Raw genomic sequence first — 19,421 nt, forward strand, 5'->3', positions numbered from 1 at the left:
AAGTCAGAACCGCACGACCTGCTTCTGCTCGACGCTGAAGCCGTCGCGCAGCACGCTCGCCGAATCCGCGAAGTAGCGGCGGGTTTCCGACAGCAGGTCGGTGTTGCCGCGACGGCAGAACACGACCCCCGATCCTTCCTCCGTCAACAGTTCGTCGATCAGCGATTCGGGTTGCCCGATATCGGCGAGATGGACGTTCTGCACGCCGTGCGCAAGCGCATCGAGCGCGTCCCGTACGCAAGGCGCCGCCGTGGCCGCCGGGTGCTCGGCGAGCCAGTGCTCGAGTTCCGTGATGCCGTACAGCCCCGCGAGTTCGCCAAGTTCGCGCAGCAGCGTGCCGTCGACCATCATCACCAGCGTGACGGCGCCGGTGCGCTGCGCGAAGAGGCTGCCGAGCCGTTCCGCGCGCAGCAGGTGATCGTGGCCTGCGTCGTCCGGGGCGACCGGCATCACGACGGGCACCAGCCCGTTCTCGAGAAACGCGTTGAACGCGGTGCCGTCGAACCGTGCGACCGCGCTTGTGCCGACGCGGTCGGAATCCGCGCTCGCCACCAGCAGGCCGCCGTCGTGCCCGTCGATGCCGATCGCCTTGGCGCCGTGACTGCCGATCAGGCGCACCAGTTCATGATTGACGCCCGCCATCGCCGCGTGAACGGCGTGGATCGATTGCGTGCCGGCCGCGGCCGGCACACCCTGGACGACGATCGGTCGAACGCCGGTGAGCGCGAGCAGCGCGACATCCTGCGCGAATGCCTGGCGGGCGCGCGCATCGCTCGCGGCGCCGCCATCGACGATCACGACGGTCTGCCCGTGCAGGGCCTGCATGAACGGCAGCGAACGCGCCAGGCCGGCTACGCGGCGCGACGTCAGGGTGGGACTTTCAGGGTCTGGGAACATGGGATTTCGAATGGATGAAGGGCGTGTCTGTCGCCGCAGGGTGCGGCATCAGGGCGTGCGTTGCATCAGCTGGTGAATCTCGCCGGGCGTCAGCGCGTCGCGCGATGCCTGCCGGAACGGGCGTTCGCTGAAACACCGCGCCGCGTCGGCGAGCAGTTCGAGATGTGCGCGGTTGTCTTCCTGCGGCAGGACCAGCACGATGAACTCGCGCACGGGCTTGCGGTCTGGCGCGTTGAAGGTGAACGGATACTGCGCGCGGACGAACAGCGCGATGGCCGAGCGAAGACCGGCGACGCGCGCATGCGGAATTGCGACGCCCTGGCCGAGGCCGGTCGAGCCGAGTTGCTCGCGCTTCGTCAGTTCGGTCCTGATCCGTTCCGCGGATACGCCGCTGCTGCGCTCGACATAGCGCGCGACGAGGTCGAACAACTGGATCGCGCTTTCGACCGGTACGTCGAGCAGGATGTGGTCCGGCGGGCAGGCGTCGGCCAGCCGGGTCGCGAACGGTGCGCCGCCGCGTCGGTAGGGAAGGTCGGGTTGGCCGCCGGCGGCGGCCTGCTGCGTTTGCATGCGGATCTCTCCGTGTCGGGATGACAGGGAAATCCTAGACAAAACCGCGTAAAGACGGTGTCAGATACGAGCGGGCCCGGCATTAAAATTGTGTATCGATTGCCGGTGGAACCGGGCCCGAAACGTAGCGCTTCAGGTACCCGACAGCACGAACGGCAGCGTCGTCAGCAGAAACACCGAAATGCCGACCACCGGCGCACCGAACGCGATCGCCGCGAACGCCACCGCGGCGCTGGTCAGCACGAGCGTTCTCGACACCCGTCGGTGCCGGTCGTGTGCAGCCGCCCTGTCATCGCGGATTGCATCGGTCCGCGTACCGATCACGTGTTTCCAGAACGTCAGGCCAAGCATGATGGCTCCTGTATGAAAGATGGCCGGGGCTGGGCGCGCGACGCGCCCGCCAGGCGGGTCAACAACGCTTGAGCTTGAGCACGCGCGAGATCTGCCCGGGCGTGAAGCTGCTGTTGCGCACGTAAGGCGCGCAGTCGAGCGGAGCGGTGAGTGATTCGCTGACGACGTACTGGCCGACGAAGCGGTACGCGTCGGTGGCGATGCGGATGAACACCGGAATCGCATCGCGTTGCGCGGCGAGCGTCCTGCCGGCCGCCCGCGCGGATGCTCTGCCGTCGCAGAGGATCACGTCGGGCGCGTGCGGGTTGAGGTCCGTGCGCAGGCAGGCGGCCACGACCTTGCCGTTCTTCGTCGGCAGGAATGCCTGTTTGCTGCCGCCGCACGCGGTGTGGATGAATTCGCGGGTGTACTGCTTGTCGATCTCGAACATGATCGGGCTCCGGTATCGGGACTATCCGTTGGTTAAATCAGGTATGCAAAGCAATGCGATCGGATCGACATTTATGATGCAGGCATGCCAATCGATCGTTGCCGGGGCGGCGGATCGATGGCGCGTCGTGAGGCGGGAGTTTCCGCGCGAACACGCTTGCATCGCGCGATGCGCGGCTAACGCATCGACGTCGTGTTCAAGCGTGCACGGGAAGGACTACGGCGCGCACCGTCCGCCTGCTGGCAGGACGGTGGCTCGGGAAAAGAGACGCAGGCGTCCTGCCGGTCAGGCAGAAAAGCAACTCGGCGGGCGAGGACTTCGGATGCGCATGTGCCTACTCGGTGAGGGATGGATTGCGAACACATTCTAGTGAACGCATGCGCGGGCGCAAGTAAAAAGGTCGTAAAGGTTGTGTAGTCCGTGCGGTCCGGCGCACCAGGCAAAAAAACGCGTGACGACTATCGTCGCCACGCGTTTCCGATTGATTCAGGACGGCGCGTATGCCGGCGAACCGGCATACGCGTCGGGTCGTCAGAAATCAAACCCCGGCCCACCCGCACCCGGGCCGCCCGGCGCCGCCGCCGGTGCCGCGTCCTTCGGCGCCTCGAACACGGTCGCATCGGTCGTCAACAGCAGCCCCGCAACCGACGCCGCGTTCTGCAGCGCCGTGCGCGTGACCTTGGTCGGATCGAGCACGCCCGATTCGACGAGGTCGCCGTATTCACCCGTCTGCGCGTTGTACCCGAAGTTGCCCGAGCCTTCGGCCACCTTCGCGACGACGACGCTCGCTTCCTCGCCCGCGTTCGTGACGATCTGGCGCAGCGGTTCCTCGAGCGCGCGCAGCACGATCTTGATGCCCGCGTTCTGGTCGGCGTTCACGCCCTGCAGCTCGCGGATCGCCTGCCGCACGCGGATCAGCGCGACGCCGCCGCCCGGCACGATGCCTTCCTCGACGGCCGCGCGCGTCGCGTGCAGCGCGTCGTCGACGCGGTCCTTCTTCTCCTTCACTTCGATCTCGGTGGCCCCGCCGACCTTGATCACCGCCACGCCGCCCGCGAGCTTCGCGACACGTTCCTGCAGTTTTTCACGGTCGTAGTCCGACGTGGCTTCGTCGATCTGCACGCGGATCTGCTTCACGCGCGCCTCGATGTTCTTCGCATCGCCCGCGCCGTCGATCACGGTCGTGTTTTCCTTGCCGACCTCGATGCGCTTCGCCTGGCCGAGTTCGGCCAGCGTCGCCTTCTCGAGCGTGAGGCCCGTTTCCTCGGCGATCACCTGCCCGCCGGTGAGGATCGCGATGTCCTCGAGCAGCGCCTTGCGGCGGTCGCCGAAGCCCGGCGCCTTCACGGCGACCGTCTTCAGGATGCCGCGGATGTTGTTCACGACCAGCGTCGCGAGCGCTTCGCCTTCGACGTCTTCCGCGATGATCAGCAGCGGCCGGCCCGACTTCGCGACCTGTTCGAGCACCGGCAGCAGGTCGCGGATGTTCGAGATCTTCTTGTCGTGCAGCAGGATGTACGGGCTTTCGATCTCGGCGATCTGCTTGTCCGGGTTGTTGATGAAGTACGGCGACAGGTAGCCGCGATCGAACTGCAGCCCTTCGACCACGTCGAGCTCGTCCGCGAGCGACTTGCCGTCCTCGACGGTGATCACGCCTTCCTTGCCGACACGGTCGATCGCTTCCGCAATGCGCTGGCCGATCGATTCCTCACCGTTCGCGGAGATCGTCGCGACCTGCGCGATCTCCTTGCTCGTGGTGGTCGGGCGGCTGATCTTCTTCAGCTCGTCGACGGCCGCCGCGACGGCCTTGTCGATGCCGCGCTTCAGGTCGAGCGGGTTGAGCCCGGCCGCGACGTATTTCTGGCCTTCACGCACGATTGCCTGCGCGAGCACGGTGGCCGTCGTGGTGCCGTCGCCGGCGGCGTCGCTCGTGCGCGACGCGACTTCCTTCACGAGCTGCGCGCCGATGTTCTGCAGCTTGTCCGCGAGTTCGATTTCCTTCGCGACCGATACGCCGTCCTTCGTGACGACCGGCGCGCCGAAGCTGCGTTCGAGCACGACGTTGCGGCCCTTCGGCCCGAGCGTGACCTTTACCGCGTTCGCGAGAATGTTCACGCCTTCCGTCAGCTTCGCCCGTGCGACGTCGCTGAAAATGATTTCCTTCGCTGCCATGATTGCGCTCCGTTATTGATTGACGACCGCGACGATGTCTTCTTCGCGCAGCACGAGAAACTCGTTGCCGTCCACCTTGACGGCCTGGCCCGCGTACTTGCCGAACAGCACGCGCTCGCCGACCTGCAGGTCGGGCACGATGCGCTGGCCGTCCGTATCCTTGCGGCCGGGGCCGACGGCGATCACTTCACCCTGGTCGGGCTTTTCCGCCGCGCTGTCGGGGATCACGATGCCCGATGCGGTGGTGGTTTCCTGGTCGAGTCGTTTCACGATCACGCGGTCGTGCAAGGGGCGTAGGCTCATTGGTTCGTCCTGTGCTGATCTGTTGAATTGGGCTGGCACTCTTTAACAGAGAGTGCTGACGAGTATAAAAATGCGCGGCGGCGCGATCCAATAACGGATTCCGAAATGCATTCGCGCCGTCGTGCAAAAGCACGTTGCCTCCGCTATTGCGAAACGGCCTGCTGGGCGGCGGGTGTGCAGACCGGGCGGATCGTCTCGCCGGCGAGCACGCGCTTCACGAACGGAATCGAATCGGCGAGCGACGCGTTCACGGTGCCGTTGTGTTCGCGGCCCGCATACAGGTGCGCCTCGACCGTCGTGCCGGCCGTGCACGCATCCTTCGCAAGCGCGAGTTCGAGCGGCGCGAGCCCGTCGTCCGCGCCCGCGCCGATGAAGACGGGCGTGGCGATCTTCAGCGTCGGGTATTTCAGGTATTCGTCCCACCAGGCCTTCAGCCGTGCATCGCCGCCGGGCTTCACGGTGTTCGCGTGCGTGAGGTGCGCGAGCGCCGCGTCGTCCTCGAGCGATGCAAGGCAACTGATGCGCGACTGTTCGAGGATCGGCAATGCCTGGTCGGTCAGCACGTCGTCCGCGCGCAGCGACGGGTCGATCTGCTGCGCGGAGAGCACCGAATAGAACTGGTACGCGAGCGTCGGATCGACGCGCTCGGGATCGCGCCGGTACGCGCTCTCGAACTTCGGCAGCGACGCGAGCGTGGCGGGCGACGCGTTGTAGATCGTGCCGGTGGCAACGGTCGCGCGGATCGCGAGTTCGGGCGCATAGGTGGGTGCGTAGCCGGCCGCCGCGAACACGGCCGAGCCGCCTTGCGACTGGCCGACGAGCACGACCTCGTTCGCGAGGCCCGGCACGCCGCGGAGCACCGCGCGCACGCTGTCGAGCAGCGTGTAGCTGTTCGAGCGGTTGTTGAGCTGCGGATTCGGGCCGGGCGTGCCGAGCCCCTGGTAGTCGGTCGCGACGACCGCGAACCCTTGCTGAAGCCACGCGTTCAGGTAGCGCACGTCGCGATACGAGCGGCCGAACCACGACGGCGCGCAGATGTCGGCCATCCCGAACGTGCCGTGCGCCCACGCGACGATCGGCCAGCCGCCGGCCGGCGGCGTGCCGCGCGGCACGAACAGCGCGCCCGACACGGCGATCGGCGTGCGGCCGCCGACGCCGTCGGTCGATGCATACAGGATGCGCAGCTGGCGGCCGGCGCTCGCGAGCCCGAGCGTCGCCGGCAGCGGCTCGGTGCGCAACAGCACGCCGGGCGTCGCCGGAATGTCGCGGTCCCATGTGTAGAACGCGGACACGCGGCCGTCGCCTTGCAACGGATCGGGCGCAGGCACGCGGCCGGGGGAAGCTGCATGCGAGAGGAGAGACGAGACGGCGAGCGCCGAAGCCAGCAGCGTGCGTGCGGCGTAGCCGCGCAGGGGGAGGAGCGTCATGGTCGGATGGGTGTCGGTGAAGTCGGATCGGGCGCGCCGGACAGCGTGTGGCGCGGGCCGACCACGACGCAAGTTTCGAACCAGCGCAGCCGTTGGGCGCGTGGCGCGAGACACGACGGGCCGCTGCGCCGTACGGCGAGCCGCGCACGCTTTCGGCGGCTGCGCGTCGCGCAGCAATCCGGGCCGGCAGGCTGTTGCTCCCGCAACAGAGGCGCACGCGTGGATCGCACGGCGCGCGTCGTGCCAGGCGCACACGCACCGTGGCACGGGCCTTCGGCGCATGCCTGCCCGGCTGGCACGAATGCTGCTGATCCAGTGGCCGTGCGTCGCGGTGTTACGACATCGCGACGCGAGCCCATCCGTCCATCCGATCAAGGAACCCGTCCTCATGCCAGTCACCTCAACCATCGACAGCGGCGAACTCGTGGCATTCGTCGAGCGCGCCACGCGCGAATTCACGCAGGCCGAGCGCGTGCTGAAGGACACGCGCACGCTGTCCGCGACCAACACGTTCCAGGCGTTCCAGCGCGTGCCGGGCACGGAACTCATCGTCGCGCTGTCGGCGCCGAGCCCGTGGGCCGCGTCGCAGGAGATCCAGCCCGTCGTCGTGACGTTCGACGGCGACGTGCTGCACGGCGACGCGCGCGCGGGCGGCAACGGGCCGCGCTATGCGGACGTGTTCCGCGAGGCGCCGGAAGTCGGCGTCGTGATCCACGTGCATGGCCCGTACCTCGGTGCGTGGGCGAGCGCGCATCGCCCGCTGCCGATCCGCTATGCGCCGGCCGCGCGCTACACGCGCGCCCGCGAGATTCCGGTGTACGTCGATCGTCGCCCCGGCGAGCCGCGCTTCATCGTGGACACGATCCGCCGCGACCCCGAGGTGCCGGCGATCATCGAGGCGAATGGCGGTGCGACGTTCTGGGGCAAATCGATCCTCGACGTGTCGAAGTACATCCTGATTCTCGAGGAAGCCGCGTATTTCCAGGCGCTCGCGGAACCGCTCGGCGGCTCGCTCGAGTTCGGGCCGGGCGCGCTCGAGCAGCAATGGAAGATGACCGGTCTCGCGTGACCTCGTGCCGCGGCCGGCGCAATCCGGCCGTCGTCATACCGATAGCTCGATGAATTGGTTCGTGGCCGGCGCGCGCCTTGCTATCGTCGAGCCTTCCCCGTTCAACACGCCGGTCGTGCCATGGCCATCTTCAGCTTGCCGGACCCGACTTCGCATGCGATCACGATTCGTGCGAAGGCGCTGACGTTCGACGATCCCAAATCGCGGGTGCTGCTCGAGCGCATCCAGCTCGTCGCGCCCAGCGACGCGACCGTGCTCGTCACCGGCGAGAGCGGCACCGGCAAGGAGCTGATCGCGCGCCTCGTGCACTCGCTGAGCGAGCGCCACGACGGCCCGTTCGTCGCGGTCAACTGCGGCGCGTTCTCCGAGACGCTGATCGAGAGCGAGCTGTTCGGCCACGAGCGCGGCGCGTTCACCGGCGCGATCAACAGCCAGCCCGGCTGGTTCGAATCCGCGAATCGCGGCACGCTGTTTCTCGACGAGGTGGGCGACCTGCCGCTGTCCGCGCAGGTGAAGCTGCTGCGCGTGCTGCAGGAGCGCGAGGTGACGCCGGTCGGCTCGCGCAAGACCGTGAAGATCGACGTGCGGCTCGTCGCGGCCACCAACGTGAATCTCGAAGCCGCGGTGCGCGCGGGCAATTTCCGCGAGGATCTGTACTACCGGCTCAACGTCGTGAAGCTGAGCCTGTTGCCGCTGCGCGAGCGGCCCGGCGACATCGCGCCGCTGATCGAGCACTTCATCGACACCTACGCGAAGCGGCTGCGCGTGGCCGCGCCGACGCTGACGGACGCCGCGCGCGCCCGGCTGCATGCGCACGCATGGCCCGGCAACATCCGCGAACTCGAGAACGTGATCCACCACGCGGTGCTGATCTGCGCGGGCGGCGCGATCGATGTAGGCGACCTGCAGTTTTCCGCGCTGTCGCTGGCGCCCGATGCCGGTGATCCGCGCAGCACGGCGGCGGCACCACCGCGCCGTGCGCGCGACGTGGCCGAGGCGACCGATGCGCTGCGCCACGCGGTGATCGAACTGCTGGATCTCGGCACGCCGGCGCTGTGGCAGCACATCGAGGACACCGTCTACCGCAGCGTGTTCGACTACAGCGACCACAACCAGCTGCGCATGTCGCGCCTGCTCGACCAGTCGCGCAACATCGTGCGCGCGCGGCTCGCGCAGCTCGGCATCCTGAAGCCGCGCGACGCGGGCGACGCCGACGCCGACGCGCGGCTGCGCCGTCAGGCGTGATCGCGCCAGCGCAGCGCGCGCTGCGCGATTCGCTCGCATAGCGCACTCATGCCGACGGCAAGCGCCGTCACGCCCAGCACGCAGACCAGCAACACGTCGGCACGTGCGCCGGCCTGCGCGTTCTGCATCAGGCTGCCGACACCCGCACCCGCGTTGAACAGCAGCTCGCTGCTGGTCGCGGTGATCCATGCGAACGGCACGGCCTGCAGCACGCCCGCGAACAGGTCGGGCAGCGCGCCCGGAATCAGCACGTCGCGCCACAGGCCGATGCGCGTCAGGCGATACGACTGCGCGAGTTCGACGTAGCGCGGATCGACGCGGCGCAGCCCGTCGAAGCTGGCGGTGGTCATCGGGTAGAACGCGGCGAGCGCGATGATGAACACCTTCGCGAATTCGCCGGTGCCGGCCCACAGGCTCAGCAGCGGAATCAGCCCGAGCAGCGGCACATAGCGCAGCGCCTGGAACGCCGGCTCGCCGAGCTTGCGCGCGAGCGTCGAGCGCGCCATCGCCGCGCCGAACACGAGCCCGAACGCGACGCCGGCCGCGAGGCCGAGCGTCGTGCGGCGCAGGCTCGCGCCGAGATCGGTGGCGAGTTCGCCGCTGCGCGCGAGTTCGACGAGCGCGGCGTCCACCTGCTGCAACGGCACGAACGCGTATTGATGGGCCGCGTCACCGGACGACGCGGATTGCCAGGCGGCGACCAGCAGGGCCGGCACGACGAGGCCGCGCGCACGACGGCGCAGCGCGGCGAACGAGAATGAGGGGATGGCGCGGGTCATTCGGATACCTGTTCGTTCAGCGCGCGGGCGTCTGCCAGCGCAATGCGTAGCGTTGCACGAGCGCGATCGACCGGTCGATCGCGAAGCCGATCAGCCCGATCACCGCGACGTCGATGAGCACGACGTCGAGGCGCAGCATCTGCCGCGCCAGTTCCATCATCTGGCCGATTCCGCTGTCGGCGCTGAGCAGCTCGACCGCGACGAGCGCGAGCCACGCGCGCGCGAGCGCGATCCGCACGCCGGTCAGCAGCGGCGGCAACGCGGCCGGCAGCAGCACGTCGCGCAGCAGCGCGAAGCGGCCGAGCCCATAGTGCCGCGCCATCTCGACGAGATCGCGCGGCGCGTCGTGCACGCCGGTGTACGCGGCCAGCGCGACCGGAAAGAACACGGCCTTGCCGACGACGACGAGCTTCAGCGGCTCGTCGACGCCGATCAACAGGATCAGCAGCGGAATCAGCGTGAGCGTCGGCACTTGCCGCAGCAGGTCGAACGTCGGCCGCAGGTAATCGGCGAACAACCGGCTGCGCGCCAGCAGGATGCCGAACGCGGCACCGCCGGTCGCGCCGATCGCGAAGCCGAGCGCGAGGCGATGCAGCGTGATCAGCAGGTTGTCGCGCAGTTCGCCGGTGTCGAGCAGCGTGCGCAGCGTTGCCGCAAGCCGCTCGGGCGGTACGACGAGCTGCGGCGGAAACCAGCGCTGCGCGCTCGCGAGCCACCACAGCGCGACGAATGCGACGGGCGTGGCCCACCACAGCGCGATGCCGCCGAGCCGTGCGAGTCCGGGCAGGCGGAGCGCGCGTGCGCCGGTCGACGCGAGGGCATGCATCGGCATCAGCGGCTCGCGACGCGCGCCGCGTCGGTGCGCCAGTAGCCGTCGAGCCCGAGCTGCTTGAGCGCGGTCGACACGAACGTCGGCGCGAGCAGCGCGTTCACGTCGACCGGCGTGGACGTCAGGCCGGCCTGGCGGCTGTACGCGATGACGTCGCGGTAGTGGCCGGTCAGCGCGGGCGTGAAGAGCGGCGCCCATTGGTCCTTCCACGGTGTCGCCTCATCCGCGTATTCGCGGCGCACGATGCTTTCCGGCTGGCCGGACGCGCTCAGGATCTTCACGTACGCGTCGCGGTTCTGCGGCTGCGAGATCCAGTGCGCGGCACGCACGTAGGCGGTCGCGACGAGCTGCGTGATGTCCGGGTAGCGCCGCACGAAATCGTCGGACGCCCACAGTTCCGCGCGCATCTTCCAGTCGTCGGGCGCGGTCTTGGTCGACCAGATGATCTTGCCGACGTTCTTGTCGACGAGCGAATACGCGTCGGACAGCGTGAAGAAGCCGTCGACGCGGCCGGCCGCGACGGCCGCCGCGCCGGCCTGCGGGTCGAGGTTGTAGATCTTGAAGTCGGACAGCTTCAGCCCGTTCTCGGCGAGCAGCTTGCTGAACGGGACTTCCCACGGCCGGCCGCGATTGAGCGCGATGCGCTTGCCTTTCAGGTCGACGATCGACTTCGCGGTCGAGCCGGCCGGCACGACGAGATACGTGTTGCTGCCGACACCGCCCGGCACGATCAGCCGCGTATGGGTGCCCGACGCGTTGACGACGACCGACGGCAGGTCGCCGTAGCCGGCGAAATCGATGCTGCCGTTCGTGAACGCTTCGTTCACGAGCGTGCCGACCGCCGCGGTCGACACGGGCACCCATTGCAGCTTCACGTGCCGCGCGGCGAGCGCCTTCTCGAGCGACTTGTCGGCGTCGATCAGTGCCGACGCGCCCGCGTACTGCGTCTTGCCGCCGCTCGAATAGGCGACGGCGGCGATTCGCACGACCTTGGGCGCGTCGTCCGCATGCGCGGCCGGTGCGGCGAGCGATGCCGCGACGAACGGCAGCGCGGCGAACAGCGCGCGCAGCGGGCGGCGCAGCGCGGCGAGGGAGAGCGTGTGTTTCATGATGGTTCGGAACGGTAGGCGGAAAAGGGGCTCACGCGCGCTTCTGCAGCGACGGCCGCAGCACGTCGGCGAGCGGCCGCGGGTCGATCCAGTCGGCGACGTCGAAGTCGGCTTCGAGAAAGCCGTGGTCGTGCAGGAACGTCTTGAAGTCGTCGAGCGCGGCAACCGATTCGTCGTCGAGATTGACGCCGAGGTGCCGGTGCAGCTGGTTGCCGTACGCGGCGCGGACCCAGTCGATCGACGACGCGGTTTCGCCGGCCACGTAGAGCGCGGTTTCGTCGGGATGCGTGCCGGCCCAGTCGCCGGCCGCGACCACGAGCTTCAGGAAGCCGGCGACGATGTCCGGATGATTCGCGAGCACGTCCGCGTTGACGGTCAACGGGCGCGGCGTGCCGTTGTTGTTGCGGATCGCTCGCTCCGGATGAAAGCCGATGTCGATCACGACGTGCGCGCCGATCAGCTGCGCGATCTCGAGGCCGGTCGAGCCCTTCACGTAGATCGCGTCGACCTCGCCGCGCAGCAGCGCGCCGGCTTCGGCCGCGTACAGCGCGCGGCTCGAGAAACCGTGTGGCGACGCGAACAGGTCCGCCGCGCGCGCCGGCCCGACGGCCTGCAGCGTGCGGGCGCGCACGTCGACGAGTTCGACGTCGCGCGTGGTCAGCCCGTCGAGGCTCAACGCGTTGACGAAGCCGCGCAGCGCCGACGCGCGAAAGATGTCGATGCGGTCGTCGGGGCGGCTCGGGATCGCGATGCGGCGCCCGCGCAAGGCCTTCACCGAGCGGATGCCCGACTCGGGCCGCGCGAGGATCAACTGCGATTCGTCGACCCACGACAGCCCGATCACGCGCGTGTTCGCGCCGTTCGAGCGCGCCCACATCGCGGGGATGCTGCCGCCCTGGCGGAACGACTGCGCGAGCGTGTGATCGCTGATCGACGACACGTCGTGCCGCGTGGCGCCGCGCGGCGAGCGGATCGCGACGCCGTCGGCCGACGTCTCGCCGTTGAGCCAGCCGAGATGCACGGCGATGCCGAGCGGGGTCGGCACGGGCGACCGGGCGTACCAGAACGTCTGCTGCTTGTCCGATGACGAATCGGGCCTGTCTGTCATGGGTGAGATTCCCTCTCTGCGTAAGCATGGTTGAAGCCCGGTCGCGCACGGTGTCGGTGTCGCACGCGCGGGCCGGTCAACGTTGCAAGTTCCGGGCCAGTGAATGGAAACGGCGCGGCCGCACGCGGCGCGGGCATCGCGCGGGAGGAGCGGTGCGCGTACCGATGCAGGGCCTGTTGCGCCAGCAACAGTCGCGTCGGTTGCTGTTGCACGCGCAGCAGCAGTGGGGGCGGTGCAGCAGCGCGAGACGGGCGTGTCGTGACGGCATGGGCGACTGCGAGCGGCTGCGATCCGATTGCCGCTGACGCCCGGTATGCAAGGCACGGCGCGGGATCGCCGGCGACCACGTTCGCGCAGCGGCGAGCGCGTTGGCACACCGCGTGCTTTACAGCGCAGCACTCGCGCGGCACGCCGATGCCGCACGCAATCCGAATGGCCCGACCAGGAGAACTCCGATGGCTGTTGAATTTCTGTGGCGCCTGCCGATGCATGGCGACGGCCGGCGCGCACACGACCTGCATACGCGCGGCGAATGGAACCGCCAGCGCGCATCGCGCGTCGCGCCGAAAGTCGACGACGACGATTTCGGCTACATCGACTATCTGTCGCAGGTCGCGCGCGCGGCCGATATCGCCGGCTTCCACGGCGCGCTGATTCCGATCTTTCGCTTCACCGAGGAACCGTGGGTCGTGGCGGCCGCGCTGGCGCGCGAGACGCGCCGGTTGCGGCTCCTGATCGCGCTGCAGCCGCATTTCGTGCATCCGGTCTATGCGGCGCAGATGGCCGCGAGCCTGCAGCGGATCAGCCGCGGGCGCGTCGAGTGGAACGTCGTCACGGGCGGCGGCGGCCCCGACCAGCGTGCGTACGGCGACTTCATCGATCACGACAGCCGCTATGCGCGCACCGACGAATTCCTCGATGTCGTGAAGGGCGTCGCGGCCGGCGAACCGTTCACGTTCGACGGCCGCTTCTACCGCGTCGAAGCCGGCGGCCTGCTGCCGCCGCTGAGCGGCCAGAAGCCGCCGCGCATCTACCTGGCCGGCGCGAGCGACGCCGCGCTCGCGGTCGCCGCGAAGCACGGCGACGTGCACCTGAGCTGGGGCGAGCCGCTCGCGAAGCAGAAGGAAGTGATCGATGCGGCGCGCCGCGCGCTTGACCGCCAGAACGCCGAGCGCGACCTGCGCTTCGGCATGCGCATCGACATCCTGGCGCGCGAGACCGAGGAGCAGGCGTGGGCCGAGTTGCGGCAGATGTTCGCGACGGTGGGCGACGTGACGCGCGGCGGCTTCGGCGGGCGCGGCGAATCGTCGGAGTCGGTCGGCGCGAAACGCCAGTTCGCGCTGCACCAGGGCAACACGCAGCACTTCGACGACCTGATCGTCGGCCCGAACCTGTGGGCCGGGATGTCGCAGATTCGCGGCGGCCCCGGCTGCGTGATCGTCGGCAGCCACGAGCAGGTGGCCGAGCGGCTCGCGGAATACGTCGACATCGGTGTGTCGACGTTCATTCTCGCCAGCAACCCGCATCTCGAGGAGGCGTACCGCGTGGGCGAGGAAGTGCTGCCGCTCGTCGACGGTGCGCTGAACGCGCGCGGCACGCAGGCGGCGCTGCGCGTGGCCGGCGCATGAACGCGACGGCATTGCCGCGCCATCCAACGACATCGACAAGGACATCCACCATGACGACACTCGCTGCGCAGGCCACGGCCTGCGACGCACTCTGGTACACGCGCTGCCCGGTGCCGACCGCGCTCGGCATCGCCGTGCACCGCGGCTGGTTCGACGAGGAGTTCGGGCCGGACGGCATCACGCTGAATTCGCTGCAGGAGACGGCCGATGCCGGCAAGCGCGAATCGCATTTCGATCACAGCCTGCCGCACTCGTTCCGGCAGGGCGGCAACATTCCGGCGCTGTGGGCGCGGGCACGCGGCGCCGATACGCGCGTGATCGGCCTGTCGTGGACCAACGAATTCCAGGCGATCGTCACGCTGCCCGATCGCGGCATTCGCTCGGTGCGCGATCTGCGCGGCCGGCGGCTCGGGTTGCCGCGCCATCCGATCAGCATCGACTTCTGGCGGGCGGCCGCGCTGAAAGGCTTCCTGAGCGCGCTCGAACTGGAAGGGCTCGGGCACGGCGACGCCGAATGGGTCGACCTGCCCGACGAACGTGAACGTCGCACCGGGCCCGCATCGTTTGCGCGCGGCCCGCACGAGTACGGGATCGAGATCGCGGCGCTCGTGCGTGGCGAAGTCGACGCGGTGTTCGTGAAAGGCGTCGAAGGGCTCGAGACCGTGCATCTGATCGATGCGCAGGTCGTCATCGATCTCGGCGCGCACCCCGATCCGCTCGTGCGGATCGGCAACGGCACGCCGCGCACGCTGACCGTCGACCGCGCGCTGATCGACGCGCGCCCCGATCTCGTGAGCCGCTTCCTGTCGGTGGTGGTGGGAGCGGGCGACTGGGCCGCGCGCCATCCGGCGGAGACGGTTGCGTATATCGGCCGCGAGACGCGCGCATCCGACGAGTGGGTGCGCTATGCGTACGGCGCGGACGTGCACCGCCATCTGGAGACGGGGCTCGCGCAGACGTCGATCGACGGGCTGGTCGCGTTCAAGGATTTCCTCGTCGAATGGGGCTTTCTCGAACAGGATTTCGATGCGCGCGCGTGGATCGACCCGGCGCCGTTCACGCGCATCGACCGGCAACGCCATGCGTGGGTCGCATAGCGCGCCGCGGCGCGTCATTGCAAGGAGTCGAGCATGACAGGTCTGACGATCGAATACGGCGTGCCGCCGGCGCGCCGGCATGCGGCGCGTGCTGCGCCGCGTGCGGATACGGGCAGGACGGCGGCGGCGGTGCGGCCGCCATCCGCTTCGCCGTCGGCACGGCCGGATGCGCCGAAGGCGAAGCCGGGCGCGTGGCGCGTCACGGGTGCGATTGCGCTCGCCGTCACGGCGCTGCATGCAGGTGTCGCGTTGCTGGCCGCGCGCACACCTGCCGCGCCGCCCGTGCAGCCGCCGCGGCCGCAGCCGATGACGGTCGAACTGATGCGGCCGCCCGAACCGTTGCCGCAGGCCGCGCATCCGCCGCCGCCGGCAGTGCCGCCGAAGCCGCTGAAGCAGGCGCCGACCCCGCCGAAGCCGCGTGCGGTCGTCGCGCATCCGGCGCCTGCGCCCGCTGCCGCGCCGCAAGTCACCCGCGAGGCGGCCCCCGCGACGGCGGCACCGGCCGCCGCCGCGCCCGCCACGCCGGCTCCCGCGCCGGCCGCGCCTGCCGCACCGGTGCGCGAAACCGCACCGATCGGCGACGCGGCGTACCTGCGCAACCCGGCGCCCGACTATCCGGCGTTCGCGCAGGACCAGGGCTGGGAAGGGCGCGTCGTGCTGCGCGTGCACGTGCTCGCGAACGGCTCACCCGATTCCGTCGAGGTCCGCACGAGCAGTGGCCGCCGCATGCTCGACACGGCGGCGGTGGCCGCCGTGAAGCGCTGGACGTTCGTGCCCGCGAAGCGCGGCGACGAAGCGGTCGACGGCTGGGTCAACGTGCCGATCGATTTCAAGCTGGGCTGACCCGCCGGGCAGCCCGCCACATTTTCAAAGGAACTCACATCATGAACGGTATTCCGACCACCTTCATCGTCCAGGGCGCGCTCTGGCTGCTCGTCGTCTTCTCCGTCGTCACGTGGACGCTGATCGTCGTGAAGGCGATCCAGAGCCTGCGGGCGAGCGCGCGCAACCGGCGCTACGTCAGCGCGTTCTGGGCGGCGAACAGCTTCCACGAGGCGGCCGCGCTCGACGGCGCGAACAGCCCGGTGGGCGAACTCGCCGCGACGGGCTTCGACGCGCTGCGGCGCGCCGACGAGAGCAGCGCGCATGACCTCGAACACAGCTGGAGCCGCCACGACCTGCTCGAACGGCATCTCCGGCAGCAGATCCACAACGCGCGCCGGCGCGAGGAGGCGGGGCTGGCGGTGCTCGCGTCGATCGGCAGCACCGCGCCGTTCGTCGGCCTGTTCGGCACCGTATTCGGCATCATCCATGCGCTGACCGCGATCACGCACAGCGCGTCGGCGAGCATCGACGTCGTGGCCGGGCCGATCGGCGAGGCGCTCGTCGCGACCGGGATCGGCATCGCTGTCGCCGTGCCAGCCGTGCTCGCGTACAACTTCTTCGTGCGCCGCGTGAAGGCCGCGTCGGCCGACCTCGACGCGTTCGCCACCGATTTCGTCACGCTCGCGCAGAAGGCCGGCTTCCGCGTGCCGGCCGCCGCCGCCGCGCCCGCGCCGGCACGCCGTGCCGGCGACACCCGTCAGGAGGCCTTCGCATAATGGCCTTCTCCTATTCCTCCGACAACGACGACGTGCTCAGCGAAATCAACATCACGCCGCTCGTCGACGTGATGCTCGTGCTGCTCGTCGCCTTCATCGTCACGGCCCCGCTGCTGAACAACGCGGTGCACGTGAATCTGCCGAACACCGTCGCCACGGCGCCGGCCGATCGCAAGCCGAACGTCACCGTGAGCGTCGACGACAAGGGCGTCGTGTATCTCGACAAGCGGGCGGTCGCGCTCGCCGCCGTGCCGGCCGAGCTGGCCGCGCTGAAGGCCGGCCGGCCCGACGTCGCGCTCGACCTGCAGGCTGACGAGCACGTGCCGTACGGCACGGTCGCGAAGCTGATGGCCGCGATCGAGCATGTGGGCATCACGCGGCTGTCGGTGCTCACCGCGCCGCGCGGCTGACGCGCGGTTCACGACTCTGTCCAAGAACGCATCCATGAGCATCACGGCTTCCTCCAACGTCCAGTCGATCTGGTACACACGCTGTCCGGTGCCGACGCCGCTCGGCATCGCCGCGCATCTCGGCTGGCTCGACAGCGAATTCGCCGGCGACGGCATCACCGTGCGCGCGTTGCAGGAGAGCCAGCACGCGGCACTGCATCACGCGCACGTCGATCATTCGCTCGACAACGCATTCCGGCAGGGCGGCAGCATTCCCGCGCTGTGGGCGCGCGCGGCCGGCGCCGACACGCGCGTGGTCGCGCTGACCTGGGTCGACGAGGCGCAGGCGATCGTCGCGCTGCCGGAAAGCGGCCTGAAGCGGCCGAAGGACCTGCGCGGGCGCCGCATCGGCCTGCCGCGCCGCGACGGCGAGCGCATCGACATCTTCCGCGCGGCAGCGCTGCGCGGCTTCGTCAGCGCGCTGTCGCTCGACGGGCTCGGCCCCGCCGACGTCGAATGGGTCGACGTGCCCGCGTCGAACCTGCGCGCACCGGTGTCGACACCGGCGACGCGCGACGCGGCCTTCAGCCATCCCGCGAGCCTGTCGAGCCGCCGGCTCTACGCGGCCGAAGCGGCCGCGCTCGTGCGCGGCGAGGTCGACGCGATCTACGTGAAGGGCTCGCTCGGGCTCGAAACCGCGCACCTGATCGGCGCGCAGGCGGTCGTCGACATCGGTTTTCATCCCGATCCGCAGATCCGCATCAACAACGGGTCGCCGCGGCCGCTGACCGTCAATGCGTCGACGCTCGACCGGCATCCCGACATCGTCAGCCGCTTCCTCGCGCGCGTGACCGGTGTCGAAGGCTGGGCGCGCGAGCACGAGCAGGACGTGCTCGGCTATCTCGGCCGCGAGACGGGATCGGGCCATGACTGGCTGAGGCTCGCGTACGGCGCGGACGTGCACCGGCGGCTGCGCACGGATCTCGACGAAGCGTCGATCGCCGCGCTCGACGATTTCAAGCGCTTCCTCGTCGAATGGCGCTTCCTGCCGGCCGACTTCGACGTGCGCGCGTGGATCGACCGGCGCGCGCTCGACGGCATCGCGACGCGGTCTCGCGACGCCGCGCGGTGAGCGCATCGGCACGCGTCGCCGACGCATGGCGGCGCGAGCGCTTCACCGGCGGCTTCATGCTGCTGGCGCTCGCGAGCGGCACGACGATCAGCATGGCGCAGCTCGCGACGACGCTGTACGCGCTCGCGCTCGGCGTCGACAGCGCACGGCTCGGGATCATCGCGGCGATGGAGCCGCTCGGCATCGCGCTGATGACGCTGCCGGCCGGGCTGCTCGTCGCCCGCTACGGCGCGCGGCGCGTGTACTTCGTCGCGAGCATGGGGCCGATGCTGCTCAATCTCGTCGTGCCGTTTACCGGCGCATGGTCGCTGATCGCGCTCACGCAAGTGTTGATCGGGCTGTGCATCCCGTTCCGGATCGTGTCGATCAACGGCGTGTTCCTCGCGCGTCTCGCGCAGATCGGCCTCGCACGCGCCGGCTGGTACCGTGCGGCGATGTCGGTCGGGTCCGGCATGGTCGGGCCGTGGCTCGCGAGCGGGCTGCTCGGCGCGCATGGCGCGGTCGCGACGTTCTGCGCGGCATCGGCGAGTTTCGCGGGCATGGCGCTGTTCAGCCGGACGCTGCTCGGCGATGCGGAGCCCGCGGCGCGCGGTGTGCCGCCTGAACCCGGTGGCCTGCGCGCGTTGCTGGCGCTCGCGTGGAGTCACGACGTGCGCGAGCAGCTCGTGCTGGAAGCCGTGAACAGCGCGACCCGTTCGCTCGCCGGTGCGTATACGGTGGTGCTGGCGATCCAGTCGCTCGGGCTGTCGCAAACGAAAGCCGTCGCGCTGCTGACGCTGCAGGGCGTCGTCGCGGTGATCGCGCTGTTCGGGCTCGGGCATGTCGCGCAGCGGATGACCGCGCGCCGCTGCCACGCGCTCAGTCTTGCCGGCGCCGTGGCCGGATTGCTCGCGCTGGGTCTCGCCCATGACGCATGGGTCGTCGGCGTGGGGCTCGCCGCGCTGTGCGCCGGGTCGTCGCTGCTGCATCTCGTCAACATGCAGCGTCTCGGCCGTCACCCGGCCGACAAGAGCCAGGTGTCGAGCCTCTACAACCTCGCGTCGATGACGGGCGCGTTCTGCGGCCCGCTGGCCGGCAGCGCGCTCGTGCCGGTTGTCGGGTTGCCGGGCGTGTTTCTGTGCTGGCTGCCCGTCGTCGTGCTCGTTACGTTCGCATTACGCGTCGCAACGAAGCGGCGCGACGCATCGCGGCCCATGACTGCAAAGCTCTCCTGACGACCCTCATCGGGTGTTGCGTGACAAGCAGTTTGCTTCCCGTCACAGATGCGCATGCAGCAACACCTGCG

20 protein-coding genes are annotated in these 19,421 nt (G+C 69.5%); 9 read left to right on the forward strand and 11 right to left on the reverse strand.

The window, feature by feature from the left end; all coding sequences use genetic code 11:
• Nucleotides 1-3: 3 nt before the first annotated feature.
• The 7 genes from CFB39_RS20115 to CFB39_RS20145 all read right to left on the reverse strand — a co-directional run bounded on the left by CFB39_RS20115 (nucleotide 4) and on the right by CFB39_RS20145 (nucleotide 6,150).
• Nucleotides 4-897: an acetylglutamate kinase gene (locus CFB39_RS20115; protein ID WP_089474162.1), complete on the reverse strand. Its 894-nt coding sequence runs from the start codon at nucleotides 895-897 to the stop codon at nucleotides 4-6.
• A gap of 48 nt (nucleotides 898-945) precedes the next feature.
• On the reverse strand, nucleotides 946-1,467 hold the full coding sequence (locus CFB39_RS20120) for a PTS sugar transporter subunit IIA (RefSeq protein WP_089474163.1): 522 nt from the start codon (nucleotides 1,465-1,467) through the stop codon (nucleotides 946-948).
• A gap of 132 nt (nucleotides 1,468-1,599) precedes the next feature.
• Nucleotides 1,600-1,818 (reverse strand): hypothetical protein, encoded by a 219-nt coding sequence (locus CFB39_RS20125; protein ID WP_230624101.1) that lies wholly within the window; start codon nucleotides 1,816-1,818, stop codon nucleotides 1,600-1,602.
• Nucleotides 1,819-1,876: 58 nt separating this feature from the next.
• Nucleotides 1,877-2,248 carry a DUF6697 family protein gene (locus tag CFB39_RS20130; protein ID WP_089474164.1) on the reverse strand — a complete coding sequence of 124 codons (372 nt, stop codon included), beginning with the start codon at nucleotides 2,246-2,248 and terminating at the stop codon, nucleotides 1,877-1,879.
• Nucleotides 2,249-2,779: 531 nt separating this feature from the next.
• On the reverse strand, nucleotides 2,780-4,420 hold the full coding sequence (gene groL / locus CFB39_RS20135; protein ID WP_039354347.1) for a chaperonin GroEL: 1,641 nt from the start codon (nucleotides 4,418-4,420) through the stop codon (nucleotides 2,780-2,782).
• A 12-nt stretch (nucleotides 4,421-4,432) separates the two neighbouring features.
• The gene (locus tag CFB39_RS20140; protein WP_011694564.1) at nucleotides 4,433-4,723 is read right to left on the reverse strand and encodes a co-chaperone GroES; all 291 of its coding nucleotides are present in this window, start codon (nucleotides 4,721-4,723) and stop codon (nucleotides 4,433-4,435) included.
• A gap of 143 nt (nucleotides 4,724-4,866) precedes the next feature.
• Nucleotides 4,867-6,150, reverse strand: a complete 1,284-nt coding sequence (locus CFB39_RS20145) for an alpha/beta fold hydrolase (protein ID WP_089474165.1) — start codon at nucleotides 6,148-6,150, stop codon at nucleotides 4,867-4,869.
• A 388-nt stretch (nucleotides 6,151-6,538) separates the two neighbouring features.
• Between CFB39_RS20145 and CFB39_RS20150 the strand changes: the two genes are divergently transcribed.
• Nucleotides 6,539-7,219, forward strand: a complete 681-nt coding sequence (locus CFB39_RS20150) for a class II aldolase/adducin family protein (RefSeq protein ID WP_071333159.1) — start codon at nucleotides 6,539-6,541, stop codon at nucleotides 7,217-7,219.
• A 120-nt stretch (nucleotides 7,220-7,339) separates the two neighbouring features.
• Complete coding sequence (locus tag CFB39_RS20155) at nucleotides 7,340-8,464, forward strand: sigma-54-dependent Fis family transcriptional regulator (protein WP_089474166.1); 1,125 nt, start codon at nucleotides 7,340-7,342, stop codon at nucleotides 8,462-8,464.
• On the opposite strand, the gene CFB39_RS20160 is transcribed toward CFB39_RS20155, so the two are convergent.
• From CFB39_RS20160 to CFB39_RS20175, 4 genes are read right to left on the reverse strand one after another with little or no spacing between them, the layout of a single operon-like run.
• On the reverse strand, nucleotides 8,455-9,243 hold the full coding sequence (locus CFB39_RS20160) for an ABC transporter permease (RefSeq protein ID WP_089474167.1): 789 nt from the start codon (nucleotides 9,241-9,243) through the stop codon (nucleotides 8,455-8,457). The genes CFB39_RS20155 and CFB39_RS20160 overlap by 10 nt on opposite strands.
• A 16-nt stretch (nucleotides 9,244-9,259) precedes the next feature.
• Nucleotides 9,260-10,075 (reverse strand): ABC transporter permease, encoded by an 816-nt coding sequence (locus CFB39_RS20165; protein ID WP_089474168.1) that lies wholly within the window; start codon nucleotides 10,073-10,075, stop codon nucleotides 9,260-9,262.
• Nucleotides 10,075-11,181, reverse strand: coding sequence for a PhnD/SsuA/transferrin family substrate-binding protein (locus CFB39_RS20170; protein WP_089474169.1), 1,107 nt, complete (start codon nucleotides 11,179-11,181; stop codon nucleotides 10,075-10,077). Before CFB39_RS20170 ends, CFB39_RS20165 begins: the two co-directional genes overlap by 1 nt.
• 31 nt (nucleotides 11,182-11,212) lie before the next feature.
• Nucleotides 11,213-12,289: an ABC transporter substrate-binding protein gene (locus CFB39_RS20175; RefSeq protein ID WP_089457604.1), complete on the reverse strand. Its 1,077-nt coding sequence runs from the start codon at nucleotides 12,287-12,289 to the stop codon at nucleotides 11,213-11,215.
• 455 nt (nucleotides 12,290-12,744) lie between these two features.
• Here CFB39_RS20175 and CFB39_RS20180 point away from each other — a divergent pair, with 455 nt between their 5' ends.
• From CFB39_RS20180 to CFB39_RS20210, 7 genes are read left to right on the forward strand one after another with little or no spacing between them, the layout of a single operon-like run.
• Nucleotides 12,745-13,917 (forward strand): LLM class flavin-dependent oxidoreductase, encoded by a 1,173-nt coding sequence (locus tag CFB39_RS20180; RefSeq protein WP_089474170.1) that lies wholly within the window; start codon nucleotides 12,745-12,747, stop codon nucleotides 13,915-13,917.
• A gap of 50 nt (nucleotides 13,918-13,967) precedes the next feature.
• Nucleotides 13,968-15,014 carry an ABC transporter substrate-binding protein gene (locus tag CFB39_RS20185; protein ID WP_089432154.1) on the forward strand — a complete coding sequence of 349 codons (1,047 nt, stop codon included), beginning with the start codon at nucleotides 13,968-13,970 and terminating at the stop codon, nucleotides 15,012-15,014.
• A gap of 33 nt (nucleotides 15,015-15,047) precedes the next feature.
• Entirely contained in the window at nucleotides 15,048-15,857 is an 810-nt protein-coding gene (locus tag CFB39_RS20190) for an energy transducer TonB (RefSeq protein ID WP_089474171.1), read from the forward strand.
• A gap of 41 nt (nucleotides 15,858-15,898) precedes the next feature.
• The gene (locus CFB39_RS20195) at nucleotides 15,899-16,615 is read left to right on the forward strand and encodes a MotA/TolQ/ExbB proton channel family protein (protein ID WP_089428299.1); all 717 of its coding nucleotides are present in this window, start codon (nucleotides 15,899-15,901) and stop codon (nucleotides 16,613-16,615) included.
• Complete coding sequence (locus CFB39_RS20200) at nucleotides 16,615-17,025, forward strand: biopolymer transporter ExbD (protein ID WP_089474172.1); 411 nt, start codon at nucleotides 16,615-16,617, stop codon at nucleotides 17,023-17,025. Before CFB39_RS20195 ends, CFB39_RS20200 begins: the two co-directional genes overlap by 1 nt.
• A 34-nt stretch (nucleotides 17,026-17,059) precedes the next feature.
• Nucleotides 17,060-18,136: an ABC transporter substrate-binding protein gene (locus CFB39_RS20205; RefSeq protein WP_089474173.1), complete on the forward strand. Its 1,077-nt coding sequence runs from the start codon at nucleotides 17,060-17,062 to the stop codon at nucleotides 18,134-18,136.
• The gene (locus CFB39_RS20210; RefSeq protein ID WP_089474174.1) at nucleotides 18,133-19,350 is read left to right on the forward strand and encodes an MFS transporter; all 1,218 of its coding nucleotides are present in this window, start codon (nucleotides 18,133-18,135) and stop codon (nucleotides 19,348-19,350) included. Before CFB39_RS20205 ends, CFB39_RS20210 begins: the two co-directional genes overlap by 4 nt.
• Nucleotides 19,351-19,421: the final 71 nt, after the last annotated feature.

Source organism: Burkholderia sp. AU6039, assembly GCF_002223365.1.
Taxonomy (GTDB): Bacteria; Pseudomonadota; Gammaproteobacteria; order Burkholderiales; family Burkholderiaceae; genus Burkholderia.

Bases quoted from the DNA above. Each gene is read 5' to 3' on its own strand.
- CFB39_RS20115 (WP_089474162.1), bottom strand. From the start codon at position 897: ATGTTCCCAGACCCTGAAAGTCCCACCCTGACGTCGCGCCGCGTAGCC.
- CFB39_RS20120 (WP_089474163.1), bottom strand. From the start codon at position 1,467: ATGCAAACGCAGCAGGCCGCCGCCGGCGGCCAACCCGACCTTCCCTAC.
- CFB39_RS20125 (WP_230624101.1), bottom strand. From the start codon at position 1,818: ATGCTTGGCCTGACGTTCTGGAAACACGTGATCGGTACGCGGACCGAT.
- CFB39_RS20130 (WP_089474164.1), bottom strand. From the start codon at position 2,248: ATGTTCGAGATCGACAAGCAGTACACCCGCGAATTCATCCACACCGCG.
- groL (WP_039354347.1), bottom strand. From the start codon at position 4,420: ATGGCAGCGAAGGAAATCATTTTCAGCGACGTCGCACGGGCGAAGCTG.
- CFB39_RS20140 (WP_011694564.1), bottom strand. From the start codon at position 4,723: ATGAGCCTACGCCCCTTGCACGACCGCGTGATCGTGAAACGACTCGAC.
- CFB39_RS20145 (WP_089474165.1), bottom strand. From the start codon at position 6,150: ATGACGCTCCTCCCCCTGCGCGGCTACGCCGCACGCACGCTGCTGGCT.
- CFB39_RS20150 (WP_071333159.1), top strand. From the start codon at position 6,539: ATGCCAGTCACCTCAACCATCGACAGCGGCGAACTCGTGGCATTCGTC.
- CFB39_RS20155 (WP_089474166.1), top strand. From the start codon at position 7,340: ATGGCCATCTTCAGCTTGCCGGACCCGACTTCGCATGCGATCACGATT.
- CFB39_RS20160 (WP_089474167.1), bottom strand. From the start codon at position 9,243: ATGACCCGCGCCATCCCCTCATTCTCGTTCGCCGCGCTGCGCCGTCGT.
- CFB39_RS20165 (WP_089474168.1), bottom strand. From the start codon at position 10,075: ATGCCGATGCATGCCCTCGCGTCGACCGGCGCACGCGCGCTCCGCCTG.
- CFB39_RS20170 (WP_089474169.1), bottom strand. From the start codon at position 11,181: ATGAAACACACGCTCTCCCTCGCCGCGCTGCGCCGCCCGCTGCGCGCG.
- CFB39_RS20175 (WP_089457604.1), bottom strand. From the start codon at position 12,289: ATGACAGACAGGCCCGATTCGTCATCGGACAAGCAGCAGACGTTCTGG.
- CFB39_RS20180 (WP_089474170.1), top strand. From the start codon at position 12,745: ATGGCTGTTGAATTTCTGTGGCGCCTGCCGATGCATGGCGACGGCCGG.
- CFB39_RS20185 (WP_089432154.1), top strand. From the start codon at position 13,968: ATGACGACACTCGCTGCGCAGGCCACGGCCTGCGACGCACTCTGGTAC.
- CFB39_RS20190 (WP_089474171.1), top strand. From the start codon at position 15,048: ATGACAGGTCTGACGATCGAATACGGCGTGCCGCCGGCGCGCCGGCAT.
- CFB39_RS20195 (WP_089428299.1), top strand. From the start codon at position 15,899: ATGAACGGTATTCCGACCACCTTCATCGTCCAGGGCGCGCTCTGGCTG.
- CFB39_RS20200 (WP_089474172.1), top strand. From the start codon at position 16,615: ATGGCCTTCTCCTATTCCTCCGACAACGACGACGTGCTCAGCGAAATC.
- CFB39_RS20205 (WP_089474173.1), top strand. From the start codon at position 17,060: ATGAGCATCACGGCTTCCTCCAACGTCCAGTCGATCTGGTACACACGC.